We start from the raw sequence: 20,230 nt of genomic DNA, 5'->3' as shown, positions 1-20,230 counted from the left end.
CGTGATCGACACCCTGGACCTCGACCTGACCCCGGTGGTGGCCGAACAGCCCGACCCGCTGCTGTTCGCCACCGTCTCCGGCGCGCACCTGTACGGCTTCCCGTCCCGCGACTCGGACGTTGACCTGCGGGGCGTGCATCTGCTGCCGGCCGCCGATCTGGTCGGACTGCGGGAGCCCGAGGAGACCCGGTCCAGGATGTGGGACCGGGACGGCGTCGAGATGGACCTCGTCACGCACGACCTGCGCAAGTTCGTACGGCTGATGCTGCGCCGCAACGGCTATGTGCTGGAGCAGCTGCTCTCGCCGCTCGTCGTGCACACCACCGACGCCCACCGGGAACTCGCCGCCCTCGCCCCCGGCGTCCTCACCAGTCACCACGCCCACCACTACCGGGGCTTCGCGGTGACGCAGTGGCGGCTGTTCGAGAAGACCGGCGAACTCAAGCCGCTGCTCTACACGTTCCGTGTGCTGCTCACCGGCATCCAGCTGATGCGCAGCGGCGAGGTGCAGGCCCATCTGCCCACACTCCTCGGGGAGATCGCCGAGGCACCGGCCTATGTGCCGGAGCTGATCGCGGCGAAGGCGGAACAGGAGCACGGGGCGGCCGATGTCGCCCTGCACGCGCGCGTGCAAGGGGACATCGAGCGGCTGCATGGAGTGCTGGACGAGGCGCAGGCGGTGTCAGGCCTGGCGGATGCTCCGGCCGGGTACGACGCCCTGCACGACTTCGTCGTACGGGTCCGGTTGGAGGGCTGACGTACGGCGGACGCGGGTGAGGAAGTCCTCGATGCGTCGGCGGTCCGGTTCGGCGGGGAGTGGGCTGTGCCGGTACGCCTCGTCCGTCTCGGTTGCCAGGCGGGTCATCCAGGACTCGACCTCGGGCCAGGGGACTTCACCGCGTTTCACCGCCAGCAGTGGCTCGCGGCGGTCGCCGACGTCGATCGTGAGCTCGCCCGTGCGCAGCAGGTCGCGGACGCTCATCAGCAGGCGCAGCAGATGCATGGCGTGCTTCCAGCGCGGGGCGCCGTGATTGCGGACGTCGGCGTCGAGCTTGTGGCGCTGGCCCAGGGCGTACCGGGCGAACGTCTCGTGGGCCTGGCGGGAGAGGAACGCCCCGCGCAGGGCGATCAGCTCGCGGCCCGTGTCGTCGACGTACTCCACGAGCGGGGAGTGCAGGCACTCCAGGACGTTCGGATTGGCGCGCAGGGCCAGCTCGCAGAAGCGCTCCAGCTCCCAGCTGAACTGCTCCTCGGCCGGCCCCTCCACATGCGTCGGCGGCTTCTCGAAGCGCCAGAAGAGGGCAGTGGGGGCCGCGTACACACCCCGGCGGTCGGTGTCGCTGCCGTCCGTGGCCAGGCCGAAGGCGCGCGAACCCATCACGCAGGAGTAGATCGTGTGGTCGCGCACCAGGGCCTCGGGCTGCATGCCGGGCAGCGTACGCGGCGGTTCACGCCAGGCGGATCGAATTTCCGTCCACGGTGATCTGCTTCTCGGGCAGCGCCTTCGTCGCCGGGGGATTCTGCACCGAGCCGTCCTCGATGCTGAACTTGCTGCCGTGGCAGGTGCAGTTGATGGTGCCGCCCGTGACGCTCGCCACCGGGCACTGCTGGTGGGTGCAGATGTTCGAGAAGGCCTTGAAGTCGCCTTCCTTGGGCTGGGTCACGACGACCTTCTCGTCCTTGAAGATCGTGCCGCCGCCGACCGGGATGTCGGAGGTCTTCGCCAGTTCCTGACCGGGGGAGGCGTTCTCCTCCGAGGAATCGCCCTCGTCGTCGCCGTACTCGCTGCAGCCCACGAGAAGCGCCGCCGCGCCCGTGGCGAGGAGCACCGTGCGCCGGGTCGGGTCAGGGGTCATGTCGTCACTCCGAAGGTGCGGAAGAACCAGAGGGCGGAGGTCAGCCAGACGATCGTCAGGACGGTGAAGACAAGCCCGCCGACGATCGGCAGCAGCCAGTTGGGGAGGCGCTCCGAACGGAGCAGCAGCATCTTGGCACTGAAAGCACCGAAGAAGAAGCAACCCAGGATGGAGTGCCACAAAACCCGCGTTTCGTACGTCTGATAGCCCAGCGCATACAGGCAGTGCACCGCAACCGGAACCGACACCAGAAACGCCACCCGCCCCGACCAGCGGTGCAGCGCCGACGACCAGCCGGGGCCCGGCAGCTTGCCGTACACCATCAGCGCCGAGACGACCTGGACGAGCGCGAAGAAGACCGCCGCCGTCGCCAGCCATGACTTCACCGCCCCCGTGCTGCTGAAACCGGCGAGATTGAAGGCGGTCCCCGCCGGGTCGTGGACCTTGCCGTACACCCCCAGGGTGACCGCGACCGCGGCGGCGACCAGCGCCGGCACCAGATAGCGGGCCGGGTGCGGGCGGCGGTGGCCGGGCTCCGGCGAGGGAAAGTCCTGAGTGGCGGCGTTCGGGTCGACGGTCATGCTCGACTCCCGGGAGCAGGGGATCAGGGGGTGACAGGCCGGGCCGTGAGCTGCTCTCCGTCGACCGTCACCGCACCGGTCTCCGGGTCGATCCGTGGGGCGGGGGAGGGCTCTCCGTCGCGGCTGAGGATGCCGACCTGCTGCCGGCCGCCCTGCCGCACGATCCAGCCGCCGTCGACGTCGGTGTCGCCCGCCCTGCCGGTCGCCCGGTACAGCCCGTCCGGCTTCTTGGCCCGGTCGGCGGTGAAGTCGTAGTGCCCGCCGTCGACGTCTACGGTGCCGCTGATCCGCTTGCCCTTGAGGGTGCCGTTCAGCTTCGCCCCGTTCTTGCCGGTCAGCCGCATGGTGCCGTCGTCCTCGACGTCGCCCTTCAGCCACGACTCCTTGTCGCGGCCGTCGCAGAAGTACGCGACCGCCTTGCCGTCGCGCAGGGAGACGGCGACGGAGGCGGAGTCGTCTTTTGTGCGGCCCGTGTAGTCGGCGTCGGGGACGGGCGTCCGGGAGGGTGTGGGGGAGGGGGATGCGGTCGTCTGCGTGGGCGCCGGGGACGCCTTCGGCGACGGCGACTCCTCGGTGTACGAGGACGACGCGCTCTTCGACCCCGTCGTCGCGTTGAGCGACAGCATGAACAAGCCGAGCACCAGTCCCGCGAGAAGAGTGAACAGTGGTCCGGAACGCTTCATGACGGGCCTCCCCCGAGGCGAGCTTCCTGCCCATGAGAGCGGACCCGACGGCCGGCGTCCAGAGGCGCACAGGGGTGTTGTGACCCCTAGTAGCGGAATGGGGATGTTCACGTGACATTGTCAGGGTCTGGTGCCCACGTCTCAGCGGGCGGGCGCGGCGCACCCGCGCGACCCGGGCTGACTAGGCTGGACGGACCAACGATCCGTACATCAGCAAGGAGCCAAGCCGTGGCGGTACGAGCGGTCCGAGGCGCCGTCCAACTCGAGGTGGACGAGGCCAGCCACATGGACGAGCAGGTCGGAGCCCTGCTCACCGCCGTCCTGGAGCGGAACGACCTCACCGCGGACGACCTGATCAGCATCTGGTTCACGGCCACGCCCGACCTGCACTGCGACTTCCCGGCCGCCGCGGCCCGCAAGCTCGGCATCGTCGACGTACCGCTGATCTGCGCGCAGGAACTGGACATCCAGGGCGCCATGCCGCGAGTCGTCCGTGTCCTCGCGCACATCGAGTCCGACAAGCCCCGCGCCGACATCGCGCACGTCTACCTCGGCGCCGCGGCCGCCCTGCGCAAGGACATCGCCCAGTGAGGACCGCACTCGTCATCGGCACCGGCCTCATCGGCACCTCCGCCGCCCTGGCCCTGGCCAAGCGAGGTGTCGTCGTCCACCTCGCCGACCACGATCCGGAGCAGGCCCGTACGGCGGCCGCGCTCGGCGCCGGCTCGGACGAGGCGCCCGAGGGCCCCGTCGACCTGGCGATCGTCGCCGCCCCGCCCGCCCATGTGGCCGGAGTACTCGCCGACGCCATGCGCCGGGGCGTGGCCCGCGGCTACCTCGACGTGGCCAGCGTCAAGGGCGGCCCCCGCCGCGAACTCGAGGCGCTCGGTCTCAACCTGTCGTCGTACATCGGCACCCACCCCATGTCCGGCCGAGAGAAGTCCGGCCCGCTGGCCGCGACCGGCGACCTCTTCGAGGGCCGCCCCTGGGTGCTCACGCCGACCCGGGACACCGACACCGAGGTGCTGAACCTCGCCCTGGAGCTGGTCTCGCACTGCCGCGCCGTGCCGGTCGTCATGGACGCCGACGCCCACGACCGCGCCGTCGCCCTGGTCTCCCACATGCCCCACCTGGTCTCCAGCATGGTGGCCGCACGTCTGGAGAACGCCGACGAGGCGGCCGTACGACTGTGTGGGCAGGGCATCCGCGATGTGACCCGGATCGCCGCGTCCGACCCCGGCATGTGGATCGACATCCTCTCCGCGAACCCGGGGCCGGTCGCCGACCTCCTCGCGGACGTCTCCGCCGACCTCGACGAGACGGTCCGCGCCCTGCGCGCCCTGCAGTCCTCCGACGACGCCAAGCGCCGCGAGGGGACCGCCGGCATCGAGGACGTCCTGCGCCGGGGCAACGCCGGCCAGGTCCGGGTCCCCGGCAAGCACGGCGCCGCGCCGCAGGTGTACGAGGTCGTGGTCGTGCTCATCGACGACCAGCCCGGGCAGCTGGCCCGCATCTTCGCGGACGCGGGACGGGCCGGGGTCAACATCGAGGACGTACGCATCGAGCACGCGACCGGGCAGCAGGCCGGTCTGATGCAGCTGATGGTGCAGCCGCAGGCGGCCCCCGTACTGACGGCGGCGTTGCGGGAGCGGGGCTGGGCGATCCGGCAGTGATGCCGTGGGCCGGACGAGTGACCCGAACCCAGTAACCTTGTGCGGGGCACGATCGCGCCCCGCACACTCCCACCGCACCGCACCAGGAAGGTGTCCATCCGTGGAAAACGGCGCCGCCCCGACCGCCCCGGCCGTGATTGTCGCCATCGACGGCCCCTCCGGCACGGGCAAGTCGAGCACGTCCAAGGCCGTGGCCGCGCAGCTCGGCCTGAGCTACCTGGACACCGGCGCCCAGTACCGGGCGATCACCTGGTGGATGGTGACCAACGGGATCGACACCGCCGACCCGTCGGAGATCGCCGCCGCGGCAGGAAAGCCGGAGATCCTCTCCGGTACCGACCCGGACGACCCGACGATCACGGTCGACGGCACGGACGTCGCCGGGCCGATCCGCACCCAGGAGGTCACCTCCAAGGTCAGCGCGGTCAGCGCGGTGCCCGAGGTGCGGGCGCGGATCACCGAGCTGCAGCGCTCGATCGCGGCCTCGGCCACGCGGGGCATCGTCGTCGAGGGCCGCGACATCGGTACGACGGTGCTGCCCGACGCCGACCTGAAGATCTTCCTCACCGCCTCCCCGGAGGCGCGTGCCGCCCGCCGCAGCGGTGAGCTCAAGGGGTCCGACGTCCACTCGACCCGTGAGGCGCTGCTGAAGCGGGACGCGGCCGACTCCAGCCGCAAGACCTCGCCGCTCGCGAAGGCCGACGACGCGGTCGAGGTGGACACCTCCGACCTCACGCTCCAGCAGGTCATCGAGTGCGTCGTCACCCTCGTCGAGGAGAAGCGAGCAGCGAAGTGACGGCACCAACGGAGCGGGGCGCGGAGGTCGGGCGGCGCATCGGCGTCGGCCTGATGTACGGGCTGTGGAAGCCGCGCGTCCTGGGTGGCTGGCGGGTCCCCGCGACCGGTCCGGTGATCCTCGCCGTCAACCACTCGCACAACATCGACGGCCCGATGGTCATCGGCGTGGCGCCCCGGGCCTCGCATTTCCTGGTCAAGAAGGAAGCGTTCATCGGCCCGCTCGCCTCCTTCATGCGGGCCGTCGGCCAGCTTGAGGTGGACCGCTCGACCGCCGACCGTACGGCCATCACCCAGGCGCTGGACGTGCTGGCGGCCGGCGGTGTGCTCGGTATCTTCCCGGAGGGCACCCGGGGCGAGGGCGACTTCGCCGCGCTGCGATCCGGGCTCGCGTACTTCGCGGTGCGCAGCGGCGCCCCGATCGTTCCCGTCGCCGTCCTGGGAAGCACCGAGCGGCCCGGACGGTTGATAAAGGCGCTGCCCGCGCTGCGCTCCCGTATCGACGTCGTCTTCGGCGACCCCTTCGACGCGGGCGACGGCAGCGGACGGCGTACGCGCAAGGCGCTCGACGAGGCGACCGAGCGCATCCAGAAGCAGCTCACCGCGCACCTGGAAAACGCCAGGCGCCTGACCGGGCGCTGAGCGACACTTAAGTAGTGGATCACCCGAGATCGGGCGGATCCACCGATCACCACACCGAACGAGGTACGGACTTCATGAACGACCAGATCCACTCCGATGGCTCGGGCGAGGAGCACGAGCACGGAGCACTTGGCGACGCCGAGTACGCGGAGTTCATGGAGCTCGCCGTAGAAGAGGGCTTCGACCTCGAGGACGTGGAGGGCGCGATCGAGGCGGCCGGCCACGGCCCGCTGCCGGTGCTCGCCGTCGTCGGCCGGCCGAACGTCGGCAAGTCGACTCTGGTGAACCGCATCATCGGCCGCCGCGAGGCCGTCGTCGAGGACAAGCCCGGCGTCACCCGCGACCGTGTCACCTACGAGGCCGAGTGGGCGGGCCGCCGCTTCAAGGTCGTCGACACCGGCGGCTGGGAGCAGGACGTCCTCGGCATCGACGCCTCCGTGGCCGCGCAGGCCGAGTACGCCATCGAGGCCGCCGACGCCGTCGTCTTCGTCGTCGACGCCAAGGTCGGCGCGACCGACACCGACGAAGCGGTCGTACGACTGCTGCGCAAGGCCGGCAAGCCCGTCGTGCTCGCCGCCAACAAGGTGGACGGCCCGAGCGGCGAGGCCGACGCGGCGTACCTGTGGTCGCTCGGTCTCGGTGAGCCGTACCCGGTCTCCGCGCTGCACGGCCGCGGCACCGGCGACATGCTGGACCAGGTCCTGGAGGCGCTGCCCGAGGCGCCCGCGCAGACCTTCGGCACCGGGGTCGGCGGCCCGCGCCGCATCGCCCTCATCGGCCGCCCGAACGTCGGCAAGTCCTCGCTGCTGAACAAGGTGGCGGGCGAGGAGCGCGTCGTCGTCAACGAGGTCGCGGGCACCACCCGCGACCCGGTCGACGAGCTGATCGAACTCGGCGGTGTCACCTGGAAGTTCGTCGACACGGCCGGTATCCGCAAGCGCGTCCACCTCCAGCAGGGCGCCGACTACTACGCCTCGCTGCGCACCGCGGCCGCCGTGGAGAAGGCCGAGGTGGCGGTGATCCTCATCGACGCCTCCGAGAGCATCTCGGTGCAGGACCAGCGGATCGTGACGATGGCCGTCGAGGCCGGACGTGCGATCGTCCTGGCCTTCAACAAGTGGGACACCCTCGACGAGGAGCGCCGCTACTACCTGGAGCGGGAGATCGAGACCGAGCTCGGCCAGGTGGCGTGGGCGCCGCGGGTGAACGTCTCCGCGCGCACCGGCCGCCACATGGAGAAGCTGGTCCCCGCGATCGAGACGGCCCTCGACGGCTGGGAGACACGCGTCCCGACCGGACGCCTGAACGCCTTCCTCGGCGAACTGGTCGCCGCCCACCCGCACCCCATCCGCGGCGGCAAGCAGCCCCGCATCCTCTTCGGCACCCAGGCCGGCACCAAGCCCCCGCGGTTCGTGCTCTTCGCCTCCGGCTTCATCGAGGCGGGCTACCGGCGCTTCATCGAACGCCGGCTGCGCGAGGAGTTCAGCTTCGAGGGGACGCCGATCCATATCTCCGTGCGGGTGCGCGAGAAGCGCGGCAAGAAGAAGTAGACAGCGAAAGGGCGGCCCCGACCGGGGCCGCCCTTTCCCTCTTCACACCTCAGATGCCGCGCCGCGGCCCCGGAGGCAACGCCGGCACATGGTGCATGCCCGCACCCTGCGGCCGGAGCTGCCCGACCCGCTGCCACTGCGACTGCTGCCCGCCGCCGTGCCGGGTGCTGTACGCCCCCATGCTGTAGGCGCCGTACGAGCTGCTGCACGAACCCGGACCGGATCCGCCGTGATCGAGGTACCCGAACGCCACAAACCCGAACTCCTCCTCGCCCCTGCGGTCACCCGGCAACGTACGGAAGGACTTGACGTACTCGGCGTAGAGCGCGTCGTAGATCGGCGTGGCCGATGACCCACCCGAACTCTCCGCAGCAGCCCGAGCGGCCGGAATCGACGAGAAGGACGGGCGGCGGGGAACGTCGTATGCGTGCACGTATGTCCAAACGACACCAAGCCACAAGAGATGCGGCTGAAGAGCCCGACATCGCAGGTCACTGATGCATTAGGGGCGCGCTAAATGCCGCTAAGGGGCGCGGGGAACTGCGCGACAAGCCACAACGAACCCGCAGTCGCCACTCAACGAGCCGCCCCCGGACAGTAGGCAAAGCTCACGTCCCAGCAAGTGGCAACGCCGCCGCAACCAACTTCCCATTAGCGGCCGCCTTATCCAACGCATCCCGCAACAGATCCTCCCGCGGCTGCCGCCCAATCGCCCCCACAGGCGCCGCGAACATCAACACCTGCTGATGCTTGTTCGCGGCGGTCCGCCACCCATCGGTCACCTGCAACGGCTGATGCGCCTGCCACCACGCGACCGGCTGTCCCCCGGAGGGCCCCGGCTGCAGCACCGCATGCAATTGCCCCATCGCCAGCAACACAGACCAGCCGTGCAACACCGACGGCACCGACTCGATCGCCGTCAGCGGCATGAAGCCCTGCTCGATGAGCAGCGGCAGAAAGTCGTCGCCGGCGCCGGTCGCACCGGGCCGCACGATGGGCGCCGTCGGCTCGACGACCAGCGCCGGGTGCAACTCACCGGCGATCAGGACGAGTCCGCTGGTCACGCCGAGCACGGCCTGCTCGGGGACGATCTTGTCGGGCTCCAGGTCCACGGTGTCGCCGCTGATGGAGCGCACCGCGCCCCGCAGTTGCTCCTCGGTGACCTGGACGACCTGCGAGGGCAGGCAGGTGGCGTGGGCGAAGGCGAGGACGGCGGTCTCGTCGCCGATGAACAGGACGGTGCTGGTGCGCTCCTGCTCGGAGTCGCCCGGGGTGCGGCAGGACGTGCAGTCGTAACTGCCAGGGGCGTTCTCTCCGGCGAGCAGCCGGTCGGCTTCATCGTCGCCGATCTCGGCGCGTACGTCGTCGCTGACGTCGAGCATGCGCGGCACGGGTGGCTCCCTCGGATGTGGTGCGTATCGGGACCGGGTGGCTCCCGGCCCGTGAACCGGGCGGGTCCCGGGCTCATGAAGAGACAACGGGCGATCTGTGGCGGGAGTCACGCCCCAAGACGAACGGAGTCGAACCATCCGATGCGGTGCGTCACGCCGAGTGCGGAGTCGGGCACTCCCTGTCAAGTGCTAGGGAATCCAAGGATGTTGGATCGGTGATGTGGGTCACAGATCATCTGGAGGCCTGGTCGACAAATCCCGAAATTCACGAATGAAGTGGGTGTCCGGAAATCGCCGATACCCGAGGTAACGGCGAACTGGCCTGGAATGACAAGGAGTTGGTTGATACCGCCCCACCGTCCTCCGTACATTCCTCCGCCGTGTGCAACGAGCACCGCTCGGGAACGTCCGCCGGCCGCACCAAGCCAGCTCGTCGTACAGCCTCCGGCGGACGGGGCTGAGCGCGCCGACCGCGACCAATCGCGGGACGTGCGCCCGGCCTTGGGGGATCCCGGGTCCGTGGAGAGGGATGTCCATGTCCGATTGTGCCGATACCAACCGCGACAACGTCCGCAAGACGAGTACGACACGTACGACGGCGGTCCTCGCCGGGGCCGCTCTGCTCGCCCCCCTCGGACTGCTGGCCGCGAGCGGCAACGCCGCGGCGGCGGACGGCGGGGTCTGGGACCGCATCGCCCAGTGCGAGAGCGGCGGCAACTGGCACATCAGCACCGGTAACGGCTACTACGGCGGACTGCAGTTCGCCGCCGGCACCTGGCGCGCGTACGGCGGCACGGCCTACGCGCCTACGGCCGACCAGGCCTCCAGGGAGCAGCAGATCGTGGTAGCCACCAAGGTCCAGCGCGCCCAGGGTTGGGGCGCCTGGCCGACCTGCTCGGCACGGGCCGGAGCGTACGGGAGCGCACCCGCGGCTCCCGCGAGCGGCTCGGCCACGACGAAGGCGGCTCCGCCGAAGGCGCCGGAACGCCCGTCCACACACCCCGACCGCGGCGCGTCCCGCGGCGACTACACGGTCCGCCAGGGCGACACCCTCAGCGGCATCGCCGCCCGGCACGGGACCACCTGGCAGCAGATCCACGCCGTCAACAAGGCCGTCATCGGCAGTGATCCCGATGTGATCGTGCCCGGACAGCGCCTCGACATCTGAGTCGTCCGCCGCTGCGGGCACGGGGCCCCGTCCGGTGCGCCGACCGGGTGGGGCCCCTCGGCGCACCGGACGCGCCGCGGCGGCCGTACGCGACGCGCTGCTTAGCGTGAGCCGATGTACACCAAGTACACCAAGCTGATTACGCTCACGGTGGCGGCGATGCTCGCCACTGTCACACCGGCCGCCGCGCACGAGGTGCCGCCGCTGCCGGTCCCCGTTCCGCTGCTCGACACGCTGCTCGGGCCCCGCGAGTGCAGCAAGGGAAAGTGGCCATGGGGCTGCCTCGCCGAGTGCGAGAGCAGCGGGCGCTGGAACGTCAACTCCGGCAACGGCTTCTACGGAGGGCTGCAGTTCGGGCAGTCCACCTGGGAGGAATTCGGCGGCCTGAAGTACGCCCCGCGCGCGGATCTCGCCTCGCGCGAGGAGCAGATCGCCGTCGCCCGGAAGGTGGTGGCGGTGCAGGGCTGGGAGGCCTGGCCCGTCTGCTCCAAGCGATACGGGCTCAAGGGCCGGATGCATGCCGTGCAGCGCGGCGACACGCTGACGTCGATCGCCCGCAGATACGGCGTCAGAGGCGGCTGGCAGGCGCTCCACAAGGCCAACAAGAAACGTCTTGGACGCCGTCCCGATCAGCTGAAGGTGGACATACTGCTGGTCATCCCGGAGGACGGGGACCGTGCGCCGGACCCGGCCCCTGGTCTCTTCGGTCCGCCGCTGCCCGCCGCTGAAGTTCCCCCGCCTCGCCGCTGAACACGACGGCGCCGCGGCGCAGTTCGTACCCGAGCGCCGCCCGGCCGTCGAGGGCGGGCGGCAGCCGCTGCTCGGCGACGACCACACACGCGTCGAGTGCGGCCAGCAGTTCGTACGTCCGTGCCGCGACCGTGGGGGACATGCCCTGCGTGGGTTCGTCGACGAGCACCACGCGCGCGCGTGCCAGCAGGGCGCGGGAGAGCGCGAGCATGCGCTGCTCGCCGCCGGAGAGGGTGCCGGCCCGGCGTGGCAGCAGGGGCGTCAGCTGCGGGTAGGCGTCGAGGGCGGGGGTCACGTCGGCCGCCGCCAGTTCGAGGTTCTCGCGGACGGCGAGGGAGCCGAACACCGCCTGCCGCTCCGGGACCATGCACAGCCCGCGCCGGGCCCGTTCGAACGCCGGCGTCCGGGTCACGTCGACGCCGTCCCACACCACCGCGCCGCCGGACAGGGGCACGGTTCCGGCCAGGGCGCGCAGGGCCGTCGTACGGCCGGATCCGTTGCGGCCCAGCAGGACGGTGAGGCCGGGGCCGGGGGCGGCGAGGGTGACGCCGTGCAGGGCTTCCAGAGGGCCGTAGCGCACGCGCGCGTGCCGCAGGGAGATCGTGGTGGTCATCGGCCGGCCGCCTCCAGCGTGTCCAGTACGCGGTCGGGCGGGCCGGAGGCGACGATGCGGCCCGCCGCCATGACGTGTACGACGTCGGCGAGGTCGGCGACCAGGTCGAGATCGTGCTCGACGACGAGCAGGGCGGTGCCGTCGGCGGCGAGGGCCTTCAGGATGCGGGCCAGCGCGGTCACTTCGGCGGTGTCCAGTCCCGCGGCGGGCTCGTCGAGCAGCAGCACGCGCGGGCTGCCCGCGAGGGCTCGGGCCAGCTCCACCCTGCGCAGGGTGCCGGTGGGCAGGCCCGCGGCGGGAAGCGCCCGGACCGGCCCGTCCAGACCGAACAGCCTCAGCGCCCGCTCTACGGCCGTCTGATCGGCGATCCGCCCCTGCTCGGCGCCCACGCGAACATTTTCGGCCACGGTCAGCGAGGGGAAAACGGCCAGTTGCTGGAACGTCCGTGCGATGCCGAGCCGGGTGCGGGCGTGTGCGGGCAGTCGGGTGATGTCCCGGTCGTCGAGCCGTACGTGGCCCTGTGCGGGGCGCAGGGTGCCGGCGAGGCAGTGGAACAGGGTGCTCTTGCCTGCGCCGTTGGGGCCGACGATGGCGGTGATCCGGCCTCGGGGGACGTCTAGGTCGATGCCGTCGAGTGCGGTGAAGCCGCCGTAGTCGGCGTGGAGGTGGCAGGTGGTGAGGATCGGATTGGAGTTCCCACCCGCACCACCCGTGCCACTTTCGTCGTCGGGCGCGGGTGGCCCTGGTGGGAGTGGAGCGCCGTCGGCGGGTGCGGGTGGTTGCTGTCGGGACTGGGCGCTGACGTGGCCCGTGGGTAGCCCCTGGCGGAGCCTCGTGTCGGCTGTCGTAGTCGTGGCTGTGCCGTCGGTGGTCGTCGGGGTCGTCGGTTCCGGGTGTAGGGGTCGGCCTTGTTCCCGTCGTTGTAGGCGCCTGCGTAGCTCCAGTCCCGCCGGCGTCAGTGTCGCGTTCCGCCGTGGGCGTAGGCGTCTTGTCGCCGTTCGCAGTGCCTCGTACGGTCCTCCGGGGAAGCGGCCGACCAGGACTGCCAGTACGCCGATCAGGGCCGCTGCCACGCCGCCTCGCGCTCCCGCGTCCAGGCCGACGAGGAGGGCGGCTGCTGCCAGGGCGCCCAGGGTGGAGTCGGCGCCCAGGACCACCACCGCGGCGAACCAGAGCAGGCCGCGGACGGGGTCGTAGGCGCCGGGGTCGAAGGCGCGGAGGCCCATGCCGAGCAGGCCGCCGCCGAGGGCGGCCAGGGCGGCGCCGGAGACGAAGGCCAGGAGTTTGAGGGACGGGACCTTCACGCCTGCCGCCGACGCGCCCGACTCGTGGTCGCGCATGGCCGCGAGGGCTCTGCCCGTACGGCCCCTGCGCAGCGCGTGCGTCGCGAGGAGCGCGGCTGCCAGCAGGGCCAACTCCAGGACGTAGTACGCGCGGTCCCCGTCGAAGCCCGCCGGGCGGTCCAGCGAGAGGCCCGACGTGGCGTACGGCTGCGCGAAGACGAAGCGGCTCACGCCCACGCCGACCGCGAAGGTCGCCAGCGCCAGCGCGAGGCCCTGGCGGCTGATCGCCGGCCAACCGGTGAGCAGGCCCAGGGGAGCGACCAGGAGCACCGCCACCGCCAGCGCGGCCAGTTCCGGCAGGCGGGGCAGGCCGGGGAAGCGGCCCGCCGCGAGCAGGGCGGTGAAGAGGGCGCCCAGACCCGCGTACGCCGCCTGCCCGAGCGAGATCTGGCCGCCGCGGCCCGTGACGACCACCAGGGAGAGCAGCACCACGCCCAGCGCCGGCACCTGCACCGACGTATGGAGGTCCGAGCCCGCGAAGCCCAGCGGCAGCAGAAACAGGACCACCGCCACTATCCAGGCGCCCGGCGGGGTCGGCACGCGCGCGGTGGCCGTGCGCGGCAGTGCGTCCCGGGTGCCGACGCGGGGCAGGACGAGGGCCGCGATCAGCAGCGCCACCACGAACAGGTTCGCGCCGACGGCCTGCAGCAACGGCTCGCCCCAGCCCGAGGGATGAAGCCGCGTCAGCTGGCTCTGCGCCACCCCGATCCCCAGCGCCGTCACGACCGCGACCGGCAGACTCCGCATCCGCGCCGCCACCGCGACCGCGACGACCTCCATGACGAGCAGCGGCAGTCCGTACGGGTCCAGCCGGACGTACGGCGCCAGCAGCACGCCCGTCAGACCCGCCGTGAACGACCCGAACGCCCAGCCGGCCGCCGCCACCCGGTCCGCGTCGATCCCGCCGAGCACGGCCAGCTGCCGGTCGTCCACGACCGCCCGCAGCTCCCGCCCGAACCGCGTCCACCGGATCACCGCACCGACACCGGTCGCCAGTACGGCCACCACCGCCAACTGCCCCCACGGATCCGCCGACACCAGTTCGGGAGCGTCGTCCCGCGCACCCTGCCCCCACATCAGCGCCGCCCCGCCGACCAGCAGCACGAAGACCCCGATCGACGCCACCAGCGTCTGGGCCGGATCGCTGCCGAGCACGGACAGCGGGCGGAAGACGAAACGCTCCAGCACCACCCCCAGACCCGGCGCCAGGACCACCAGCGTCACCAGCGCGCCGAGCCACAGCGGCCAGCCCCACTCGACCACGCACTGCCGCAGCGCGTACGCGCACACCATGGCGATCGCCCCGTGCGCGAAGTTGAGCACGCCGGTCGCGCGGTACGTCACGATCAGGCCGATCCCGGTGAGCGCGGCGGCGCTGCCGACCGACAGACCGGCGAGCGTGAGGTCGTACGTGAGGGACGACATCAGCCGTCTGCTTCGGCGGGCTCACAGATCGGGCAGGGCCCCAGCTCGCCGCTCGCCACCAGCTTCCCGTCCACCGGCACCGACTCCGCCTTCCCGGCGACCAACGGGCAGTCCGCGCGATGGAACAGCGTGCCGCCGGGCACCATCAGCAGATCCGCGCTGACCGCGAGGGGCGCGGCCGCCGCCTGCGCGGAGTCCACGGTGCCGTCGGGCTCGGCGGCGACCAGCAGGCCGTACAGCTCCTCCATGCGCGCGGCGGCAAGGGCGTTCCGGCCATGCGTCAGCAGCACCGCACCGGCGATGATCAACGCGGCTCCCGGGACCGTGCAGGACGCGAGATAGGGCAGCTGCCGCTCGGCGAACCGCTCGCCCGAGATGCCGTACCAGCCGATCACACACAGCACCGCGCCCGCGGCGAGCGCCGCCCAGCCGGCCCAGAGGACGGGGTGCACGGTCCGCAGTCGGCCTGTCTGCATTGGTGGCTCCCACACGTCATGTCTCTGTCCATGTCAGCCAATGGCTTGCACTATGCCTTCTGCAAGCTGACCCTGAAAGCACCGGGCGCACCCGGCCCGGACCGACACCCGGTGGTGAGCCAGATGGTTCTCGGGAGCGACCTCAGGCGGGGGAACGCGGGACGCGGCACCGCGATCATGGCCGCGCTGCTCCTCTTCCTCGCCCCGGCCCTAGCGGCCTGCGGCGACGACGAGGGCGGCGGCAGCAGCGAGACTCCGCCGACACCGACCGTCGATCGGACCGAGCAGCCGACGAGTCCGGCCGCGTCGGGGCCCGCCGACACGGCGGCGGCCGAGCGGGAGATCAAGCAGAACTGGCAGAAGTTCTTCGATCCGGCGACCTCGACACAGGACAAGCAGTCCGTCCTCGAGAACGGCGACCGCATGGCGCCCGTGCTGGCGGCCTTCAGCGGCGACGAACGCGGCGGCCAGGTTCAAGCGAAGGTCACCGCGGTCGAGTTCACCTCGCCGACCGAGGCGAACGTGACGTACGACCTGACGCTTAAGGGCGCCACCGCATTGCCCGGCGCCTCCGGAACGGCGGTCGAGCAGGACGGCGCCTGGAAGGTGTCCGCCAAGACCCTGTGCGCGCTGGTGAGCATGAGCGGCAATGCCTCGGCGTCGGCCCTCCCGGGCTGCTGAGGCCCTCGCCGCGGTGCTGCTGCTCGCCCTGAGCACGGCCTGCGGCAGCCGCCTGCCGGAGAGCGACTTCGAGAACGACGGCCGTACGACCCCACAGGCGACCGCCGGTGCGCCGCTGCGCGTCGGCATCATCACCAGCGCCACCAGCCCCGTCGGCGGCAACGCCTTCACCGGCCCGCGCGACGGCGCCAAGGCCTACTTCGACCGCCTCAACGCGCGCGGGGGCATCGACGGACGCCCGGTCGAGGTGCGCCTGTGCGACGACGGCGGCAGCGGAGTCGGCAACAACGAGTGCGTGCACCAGCTCATCGACGAGGACGAGGTCGTCGCCCTGGTCGCCACCACGGCGCTCGACTACGCGGGCGCCTCCCGTGTCTCACGCGCGCGCGTGCCCGACATCGGCGGCCAGCCCATCGGCGCCGCCTACGACACCTGGCCGCACCTCTACGGCATCTACGGCAGCCTCGCGCCCCGCGACGGCACGACCGGCTGGGACGGCAAGCAGTACGGCGGCACCGAGGTCTACCGGTACTTCAAGCGCGAGCACGGCGCCCGCACGGCCGCCGTCGTCTCGTACAACCAGGCCGCGTCCGCCGCCTACGCCCGGCTCGTCGAGCGGGGGTTGAAGGCCGAGGGCTACAAGGTCGTCACCGAGCAGGTCGACTTCGCGCTGCCCAACTTCCGTGCCGTGGCGGCCGACCTCAAGGAGCAGGGCGCCGACCTCGTCTTCGACGCGATCGACGGGCACGGCAACGCCCAGCTGTGCAAGGCGATGGACGACGTCGGCGCCGAGGTCACCGCCAAGGTCACGAACGTACAGAACTGGACGTCCGCCGTCCCCGACGACTACAAGGACTCGCCGCGCTGCCGCAACGCCCTGTGGGCGACCGGATCCAGCCGGAGTCACGAGGACACGGACCATGAGGCCGTAAGGGAGTTCCGGGACGCCACCGAGGGGCTGAAGACGCACTCGCAGTGGCAGTTGGAGGGGTGGGCCGCCGCGGCGTGGTTCACGGAGGCGGCACGGTCCTGTGCCCAGGAGGGCGTCACGCGCGCGTGCGTCGACGACTTCATGAACCGCAGCGAGGGCTACACCGCCGACGGACTGCTGGTTCCGGTCCGGTTCGAGCGGCTGGCCGAGCCGCCCAGGACCCGCAGGACCTGTCTGTCGGTGGCCCGCTGGCAGGACGGCAAGGGCTGGGTCTCCCAGGGGGACATGAACGACACCTGCTTCGACGTGCCGCAACTGCCGTACGAGCAATGACGTCTTTGCGGACCGTCCCTGTCCGCAAGGGCTGGCAGACTCACCACCATGTTGGAGACCTCGGCACGACTGCTGCGCCTGCTCTCGCTTCTCCAGGCCCACCGCGAATGGTCCGGCGCCGACCTGGCCGAGCGGCTCGGCGTCACGCCGCGCACCGTGCGCCGGGACGTGGACCGGCTGCGCGAGCTGGGCTATCCCGTCAACGCCAGCCCCGGCACGGGCGGCGGCTACCAGCTGGGCGCGGGCGCCGAGCTGCCGCCGCTGCTCCTGGACGACGACGAGGCGGTGGCCGTCGCTGTCGGGCTGCGCACGGCCGCCGGACAGGGCATCGAGGGTATCGGCGAGACCTCCGTACGGGCCCTCGCCAAGCTCGAACAGGTCCTGCCGAGCCGGCTGCGCCGCCGCGTGGGCGCCCTGAACGCCTTCACCGTGCCGATGCTGCGGAGCGGACCCGAGCCCTCCGCCGTCGACCCGGCCGTCCTCACCGAGCTGGCCCATCTGTGCCGGGACGCCGAGCGGCTGCGCTTCGAGTACCGCACCCACGAGGGAGCCGTGACCCGCCGTACCGTCGAACCGCACCGCCTGGTGTGCACCGAGCGCCGCTGGTACCTGGTCGCCTGGGACCTGGACCGCGACGACTGGCGTACGTTCCGCGTCGACCGCATCACCCCGAAACCGCCGCACGGCCCGCGGTTCACCCCGCGCAAGCCGCCCGCCGACGACCTCGCCGCGTATGTCTCCCAAGGGGTCTCCACGCGCGCGTACGCCTCGCACGCCGTCGTCCGGCTGCTGGTGCCGCTGGCGGAGGCGGCCGAGCGGATCTCGCCGTCGGCCGGGGTGCTGGAACCCGACGGCGAGAACAACTGCGTCCTGCGCACCGGGGCCGCGAGTCTCGACGTGATGGTCATTCACGTGATGCTGATGGGCTTCGAATTCGAGGTGCTGGAGCCCGCCGAGCTCACCGACACGATCAGGACCGCTCGGGACCGGCTGTCTCGCGCTCTGGAGCGAGCTCCGCGTACTCGGGATGGTGCAGGTCGAACGCCGGCGACTCCGAGCGGATCCGGGGCAGCGTGGTGAAGTTGTGCCGGGGCGGCGGGCAGGAGGTCGCCCACTCCAGGGAGCGGCCGTAGCCCCAGGGGTCGTCGACCTCGACCTTCTTGCCGTACTTGGCGGTCTTCCAGACGTTGTAGAGGAACGGCAGCGTCGACAGGCCGAGGAGGAACGAGCCGATCGTCGAGACGGTGTTGAGCGCCGTGAAGCCGTCGGCGGCGAGATAGTCCGAGTAGCGGCGCGGCATGCCCTCGGCGCCCAGCCAGTGCATCACCAGGAACGTGGTGTGGAAGCCGATGAACAGCGTCCAGAAGTGGATCTTGCCGAGCCGCTCGTCGAGCATCTTCCCGGTGAACTTCGGCCACCAGAAGTAGAAGCCGGCGAAGATCGCGAAGACGACCGTGCCGAACACGACGTAGTGGAAGTGCGCGACCACGAAGTAGGTGTCCGTGACGTGGAAGTCCATCGGCGGCGAGGCGAGGATCACGCCGGTCAGACCGCCGAAGAGGAACGTCACCAGGAACCCCACCGACCACAGCATCGGCGTCTCGAAGGACAGTGAGCCCTTGAGCATGGTCCCGGTCCAGTTGAAGAACTTCACGCCCGTCGGCACCGCGATCAGGAAGCTCATGAAGGAGAAGAACGGCAGCAGCACCGCGCCCGTCGCGAACATGTGGTGCGCCCACACCACCATCGACAGACCGGTGATCGCCATCGTCGCGCCGACCAGCGTCAGATAGCCGAAGATCGGCTTCCGGCTGAAGACCGGAATGATCTCCGTGATGATGCCGAAGAACGGCAGCGCGATGATGTACACCTCGGGATGCCCGAAGAACCAGAACAGGTGCTGCCACAGCAGTGCGCCACCGTTCGCCGCCGTGAAGATCTGCGAGCCGAACCGCCGGTCCGCCTCCAGACAGAGCAGCGCCGCGGCCAGTACCGGGAACGCCATCAGGATCAGGATCGACGTGAACAGCGTGTTCCACACGAAGATCGGCATCCGGAACATCGTCATGCCGGGGACGCGCATCCCGATGATCGTGGTGATGAAATTGACCGCGCCGAGGATCGTGCCGAAGCCGGCCAGCGCGAGCCCCATGATCCACAGGTCGGGTCCGACGCCCGGTGAGCGTTCCGCGCTGTTCAGCGGCGCGTAGGCGAACCAGCCGAAGGCCGCGGGCCCCGAAGGCACCAGCAGCGAGCCCAGCACGATCAGGCCGCCGAACAAGAACAGCCAGTACGACAGCATGTTCAGCCGCGGGAAGGCGACGTCGGGGGCGCCGATCTGCAGCGGCATCAGCTCGTTGGCGAAACCCGCGAAGGTCGGCGTCGCGAACAGCAACAGCATGATCGTGCCGTGCATCGTGAACAGCTGGTTGAACTGCTGGTTGTCGATGAGCTGCAGCCCCGGCCGGGCGAGTTCGGCGCGCATGATCAGCGCCATCAGGCCGCCGACGAGGAAGAACGCGAACGACGTGATCAGGTAGAGATGGCCGATCTTCTTGTGGTCGGTGGTGGTCAGCCAGTCGACGACCACCCGTCCCTGCGGCCTTCTCCGCACGGGCCGCATCGCCGTCTGCACGGTCTCGGTCCCCATACGCTCGCTCGCCCCTTCGCTCGTCGCGCCACGGGCCGCTGCAGCCCGCGGCGCGCGAGTGCCCGCGAGCTCACGTCATGATGCTCGCGTCGTCGTGCGCCGCGACAGGGGGCGTACCGGGGTTCTGTGCCTGAGCCATGCATTTCCTGTGCGGCGTCAGCCCCCGTGGGCCCCACGCGGAATCGGAATGGAATGCGGATCCGTGGCGGTTACCCCGGCACTTTCCGCCGGGCTTTTCGCCGGAGTCGGGCGACACGCGGAAATTACGTTCGAATGCCTGCGTAAGGCGTACGCGCGCGCCCGTTCGTGTGACGAAGTGCACCAGAAACGCGTGTCGTGATCCTGTGACAAAAGTGTGACCCGGGAGGGATCAGTGACCCACGGTGCACGGATCCGACTTCCGTGCCCGCTCAATGGGGCCTAGCGTGGCGCCATGGCACCCATTCCGAAACCTCCCGCCGAACCTCAGGACAGCCCGGATTCGTATGTGGGCCTCGATGCCGGAGCGGCCGAGCAACGCGCCCGTGACCGGGGCTGGTCGACCGTGCGGTCCCTGCCGCCGGGCGCGATCATCACCATGGAGTACCGCGTGGGACGGCTGAACTTCGAGGTCAAGGACGGCCTGGTGGCGCGGGCCTGGAAGGGCTGAGAAACGGCGACGGCCCTGGTTTCCCGCATCGAACGCATCC

Annotated in this window: 22 protein-coding genes; 12 read left to right on the top strand and 10 right to left on the bottom strand. The window is 70.9% G+C overall.

Translation table 11 applies throughout. From position 1 onward, the window contains the following. Window position 1: 1 nt before the first annotated feature. On the top strand, window positions 2-757 hold the full coding sequence (locus AB0I98_RS42510) for a nucleotidyltransferase domain-containing protein (protein ID WP_362951341.1): 756 nt from the start codon (window positions 2-4) through the stop codon (window positions 755-757). Here the strand turns inward: AB0I98_RS42510 and AB0I98_RS42505 are convergent. The 4 genes from AB0I98_RS42505 to AB0I98_RS42490 are packed head-to-tail and all read right to left on the bottom strand — an operon-like array spanning window position 683 to window position 3,120. Next, on the bottom strand, window positions 683-1,426 hold the full coding sequence (locus AB0I98_RS42505) for a nucleotidyltransferase domain-containing protein (RefSeq protein WP_362951339.1): 744 nt from the start codon (window positions 1,424-1,426) through the stop codon (window positions 683-685). The two genes, AB0I98_RS42510 and AB0I98_RS42505, sit on opposite strands and share 75 nt — an antisense overlap. A 22-nt stretch (window positions 1,427-1,448) precedes the next feature. After that, the gene (locus AB0I98_RS42500) at window positions 1,449-1,856 is read right to left on the bottom strand and encodes a Rieske (2Fe-2S) protein (protein WP_362951337.1); all 408 of its coding nucleotides are present in this window, start codon (window positions 1,854-1,856) and stop codon (window positions 1,449-1,451) included. Continuing rightward, the gene (locus AB0I98_RS42495; protein WP_362951335.1) at window positions 1,853-2,437 is read right to left on the bottom strand and encodes a DUF6529 family protein; all 585 of its coding nucleotides are present in this window, start codon (window positions 2,435-2,437) and stop codon (window positions 1,853-1,855) included. Before AB0I98_RS42495 ends, AB0I98_RS42500 begins: the two co-directional genes overlap by 4 nt. A 23-nt stretch (window positions 2,438-2,460) precedes the next feature. Further along, window positions 2,461-3,120, bottom strand: a complete 660-nt coding sequence (locus tag AB0I98_RS42490) for a hypothetical protein (RefSeq protein WP_362951333.1) — start codon at window positions 3,118-3,120, stop codon at window positions 2,461-2,463. A 228-nt stretch (window positions 3,121-3,348) separates the two neighbouring features. Between AB0I98_RS42490 and aroH the strand changes: the two genes are divergently transcribed. The 5 genes from aroH (at window position 3,349) to der (ending at window position 7,780) form a co-directional block, all read left to right on the top strand. Beyond that, window positions 3,349-3,711 (top strand): chorismate mutase, encoded by a 363-nt coding sequence (aroH, locus tag AB0I98_RS42485; RefSeq protein ID WP_362951331.1) that lies wholly within the window; start codon window positions 3,349-3,351, stop codon window positions 3,709-3,711. Further along, window positions 3,708-4,793 (top strand): prephenate dehydrogenase, encoded by a 1,086-nt coding sequence (locus AB0I98_RS42480; RefSeq protein ID WP_362951329.1) that lies wholly within the window; start codon window positions 3,708-3,710, stop codon window positions 4,791-4,793. Before aroH ends, AB0I98_RS42480 begins: the two co-directional genes overlap by 4 nt. Window positions 4,794-4,893: 100 nt before the next feature. Further along, entirely contained in the window at window positions 4,894-5,589 is a 696-nt protein-coding gene (gene cmk / locus AB0I98_RS42475) for a (d)CMP kinase (protein WP_362951327.1), read from the top strand. A 53-nt stretch (window positions 5,590-5,642) separates the two neighbouring features. Further along, entirely contained in the window at window positions 5,643-6,230 is a 588-nt protein-coding gene (locus AB0I98_RS42470; protein ID WP_362951374.1) for a lysophospholipid acyltransferase family protein, read from the top strand. A gap of 74 nt (window positions 6,231-6,304) precedes the next feature. Then, window positions 6,305-7,780 carry a ribosome biogenesis GTPase Der gene (gene der / locus AB0I98_RS42465; protein WP_362951325.1) on the top strand — a complete coding sequence of 492 codons (1,476 nt, stop codon included), beginning with the start codon at window positions 6,305-6,307 and terminating at the stop codon, window positions 7,778-7,780. 49 nt (window positions 7,781-7,829) lie between these two features. On the opposite strand, the gene AB0I98_RS42460 is transcribed toward der, so the two are convergent. Together AB0I98_RS42460 and AB0I98_RS42455 are read right to left on the bottom strand one after the other, a co-directional pair. After that, complete coding sequence (locus AB0I98_RS42460) at window positions 7,830-8,213, bottom strand: hypothetical protein (protein WP_362951323.1); 384 nt, start codon at window positions 8,211-8,213, stop codon at window positions 7,830-7,832. 175 nt (window positions 8,214-8,388) lie between these two features. Next, complete coding sequence (locus tag AB0I98_RS42455; RefSeq protein ID WP_362951321.1) at window positions 8,389-9,171, bottom strand: hypothetical protein; 783 nt, start codon at window positions 9,169-9,171, stop codon at window positions 8,389-8,391. A gap of 535 nt (window positions 9,172-9,706) precedes the next feature. Between AB0I98_RS42455 and AB0I98_RS42450 the strand changes: the two genes are divergently transcribed. Further along, on the top strand, window positions 9,707-10,339 hold the full coding sequence (locus tag AB0I98_RS42450) for a transglycosylase family protein (RefSeq protein WP_362951319.1): 633 nt from the start codon (window positions 9,707-9,709) through the stop codon (window positions 10,337-10,339). 114 nt (window positions 10,340-10,453) lie between these two features. After that, window positions 10,454-11,089, top strand: coding sequence for a transglycosylase family protein (locus tag AB0I98_RS42445; protein WP_362951318.1), 636 nt, complete (start codon window positions 10,454-10,456; stop codon window positions 11,087-11,089). Here the strand turns inward: AB0I98_RS42445 and AB0I98_RS42440 are convergent. From AB0I98_RS42440 to AB0I98_RS42430, 3 genes are read right to left on the bottom strand one after another with little or no spacing between them, the layout of a single operon-like run. After that, window positions 10,995-11,702 (bottom strand): ATP-binding cassette domain-containing protein, encoded by a 708-nt coding sequence (locus tag AB0I98_RS42440; RefSeq protein ID WP_362951317.1) that lies wholly within the window; start codon window positions 11,700-11,702, stop codon window positions 10,995-10,997. The genes AB0I98_RS42445 and AB0I98_RS42440 overlap by 95 nt on opposite strands. Continuing rightward, the gene (locus tag AB0I98_RS42435) at window positions 11,699-14,470 is read right to left on the bottom strand and encodes an ATP-binding cassette domain-containing protein (RefSeq protein WP_362951315.1); all 2,772 of its coding nucleotides are present in this window, start codon (window positions 14,468-14,470) and stop codon (window positions 11,699-11,701) included. Before AB0I98_RS42435 ends, AB0I98_RS42440 begins: the two co-directional genes overlap by 4 nt. Further along, window positions 14,470-14,946 (bottom strand): hypothetical protein, encoded by a 477-nt coding sequence (locus AB0I98_RS42430; protein ID WP_362951314.1) that lies wholly within the window; start codon window positions 14,944-14,946, stop codon window positions 14,470-14,472. The genes AB0I98_RS42435 and AB0I98_RS42430 overlap by 1 nt, the downstream gene beginning before the upstream one ends. 123 nt (window positions 14,947-15,069) lie before the next feature. Here AB0I98_RS42430 and AB0I98_RS42425 point away from each other — a divergent pair, with 123 nt between their 5' ends. From AB0I98_RS42425 to AB0I98_RS42415, 3 genes are read left to right on the top strand one after another with little or no spacing between them, the layout of a single operon-like run. Further along, window positions 15,070-15,627 carry a hypothetical protein gene (locus tag AB0I98_RS42425; RefSeq protein WP_362951313.1) on the top strand — a complete coding sequence of 186 codons (558 nt, stop codon included), beginning with the start codon at window positions 15,070-15,072 and terminating at the stop codon, window positions 15,625-15,627. Next, window positions 15,596-16,891, top strand: a complete 1,296-nt coding sequence (locus AB0I98_RS42420; protein ID WP_362951311.1) for an ABC transporter substrate-binding protein — start codon at window positions 15,596-15,598, stop codon at window positions 16,889-16,891. The genes AB0I98_RS42425 and AB0I98_RS42420 overlap by 32 nt, the downstream gene beginning before the upstream one ends. 48 nt (window positions 16,892-16,939) lie before the next feature. Then, the gene (locus AB0I98_RS42415; protein WP_362951309.1) at window positions 16,940-17,971 is read left to right on the top strand and encodes a YafY family protein; all 1,032 of its coding nucleotides are present in this window, start codon (window positions 16,940-16,942) and stop codon (window positions 17,969-17,971) included. On the opposite strand, the gene ctaD is transcribed toward AB0I98_RS42415, so the two are convergent. Next, window positions 17,862-19,541, bottom strand: a complete 1,680-nt coding sequence (ctaD, locus tag AB0I98_RS42410; protein WP_362951307.1) for a cytochrome c oxidase subunit I — start codon at window positions 19,539-19,541, stop codon at window positions 17,862-17,864. The genes AB0I98_RS42415 and ctaD overlap by 110 nt on opposite strands. A gap of 433 nt (window positions 19,542-19,974) precedes the next feature. On the opposite strand from ctaD, the gene AB0I98_RS42405 reads away from it, so the two are divergent. Then, window positions 19,975-20,190, top strand: a complete 216-nt coding sequence (locus AB0I98_RS42405) for an I78 family peptidase inhibitor (protein ID WP_210574655.1) — start codon at window positions 19,975-19,977, stop codon at window positions 20,188-20,190. The last annotated feature ends 40 nt before the right edge of the window (window positions 20,191-20,230 follow it).

This window comes from Streptomyces sp. NPDC050211 (assembly GCF_040656035.1).
GTDB lineage: Bacteria > Actinomycetota > Actinomycetes > Streptomycetales > Streptomycetaceae > Streptomyces.
Note: the sequence above shows the minus strand (reverse complement) of the source record. Positions and strands in the feature narration are given on the sequence as shown.

Excerpts from the sequence above, each read along its gene's own strand:
- AB0I98_RS42440 (WP_362951317.1), bottom strand. The coding sequence starts at position 11,702 with ATGACCACCACGATCTCCCTGCGGCACGCGCGCGTGCGCTACGGCCCT.
- AB0I98_RS42425 (WP_362951313.1), top strand. The coding sequence starts at position 15,070 with ATGGTTCTCGGGAGCGACCTCAGGCGGGGGAACGCGGGACGCGGCACC.
- AB0I98_RS42495 (WP_362951335.1), bottom strand. The coding sequence starts at position 2,437 with ATGACCGTCGACCCGAACGCCGCCACTCAGGACTTTCCCTCGCCGGAG.
- der (WP_362951325.1), top strand. The coding sequence starts at position 6,305 with ATGAACGACCAGATCCACTCCGATGGCTCGGGCGAGGAGCACGAGCAC.
- ctaD (WP_362951307.1), bottom strand. The coding sequence starts at position 19,541 with ATGGGGACCGAGACCGTGCAGACGGCGATGCGGCCCGTGCGGAGAAGG.
- AB0I98_RS42500 (WP_362951337.1), bottom strand. The coding sequence starts at position 1,856 with ATGACCCCTGACCCGACCCGGCGCACGGTGCTCCTCGCCACGGGCGCG.
- AB0I98_RS42505 (WP_362951339.1), bottom strand. The coding sequence starts at position 1,426 with ATGCAGCCCGAGGCCCTGGTGCGCGACCACACGATCTACTCCTGCGTG.
- AB0I98_RS42430 (WP_362951314.1), bottom strand. The coding sequence starts at position 14,946 with ATGCAGACAGGCCGACTGCGGACCGTGCACCCCGTCCTCTGGGCCGGC.
- AB0I98_RS42435 (WP_362951315.1), bottom strand. The coding sequence starts at position 14,470 with ATGTCGTCCCTCACGTACGACCTCACGCTCGCCGGTCTGTCGGTCGGC.
- AB0I98_RS42405 (WP_210574655.1), top strand. The coding sequence starts at position 19,975 with ATGGCACCCATTCCGAAACCTCCCGCCGAACCTCAGGACAGCCCGGAT.
- AB0I98_RS42490 (WP_362951333.1), bottom strand. The coding sequence starts at position 3,120 with ATGAAGCGTTCCGGACCACTGTTCACTCTTCTCGCGGGACTGGTGCTC.
- AB0I98_RS42470 (WP_362951374.1), top strand. The coding sequence starts at position 5,643 with ATGTACGGGCTGTGGAAGCCGCGCGTCCTGGGTGGCTGGCGGGTCCCC.
- AB0I98_RS42415 (WP_362951309.1), top strand. The coding sequence starts at position 16,940 with ATGTTGGAGACCTCGGCACGACTGCTGCGCCTGCTCTCGCTTCTCCAG.
- AB0I98_RS42450 (WP_362951319.1), top strand. The coding sequence starts at position 9,707 with ATGTCCGATTGTGCCGATACCAACCGCGACAACGTCCGCAAGACGAGT.
- AB0I98_RS42420 (WP_362951311.1), top strand. The coding sequence starts at position 15,596 with ATGCCTCGGCGTCGGCCCTCCCGGGCTGCTGAGGCCCTCGCCGCGGTG.
- AB0I98_RS42445 (WP_362951318.1), top strand. The coding sequence starts at position 10,454 with ATGTACACCAAGTACACCAAGCTGATTACGCTCACGGTGGCGGCGATG.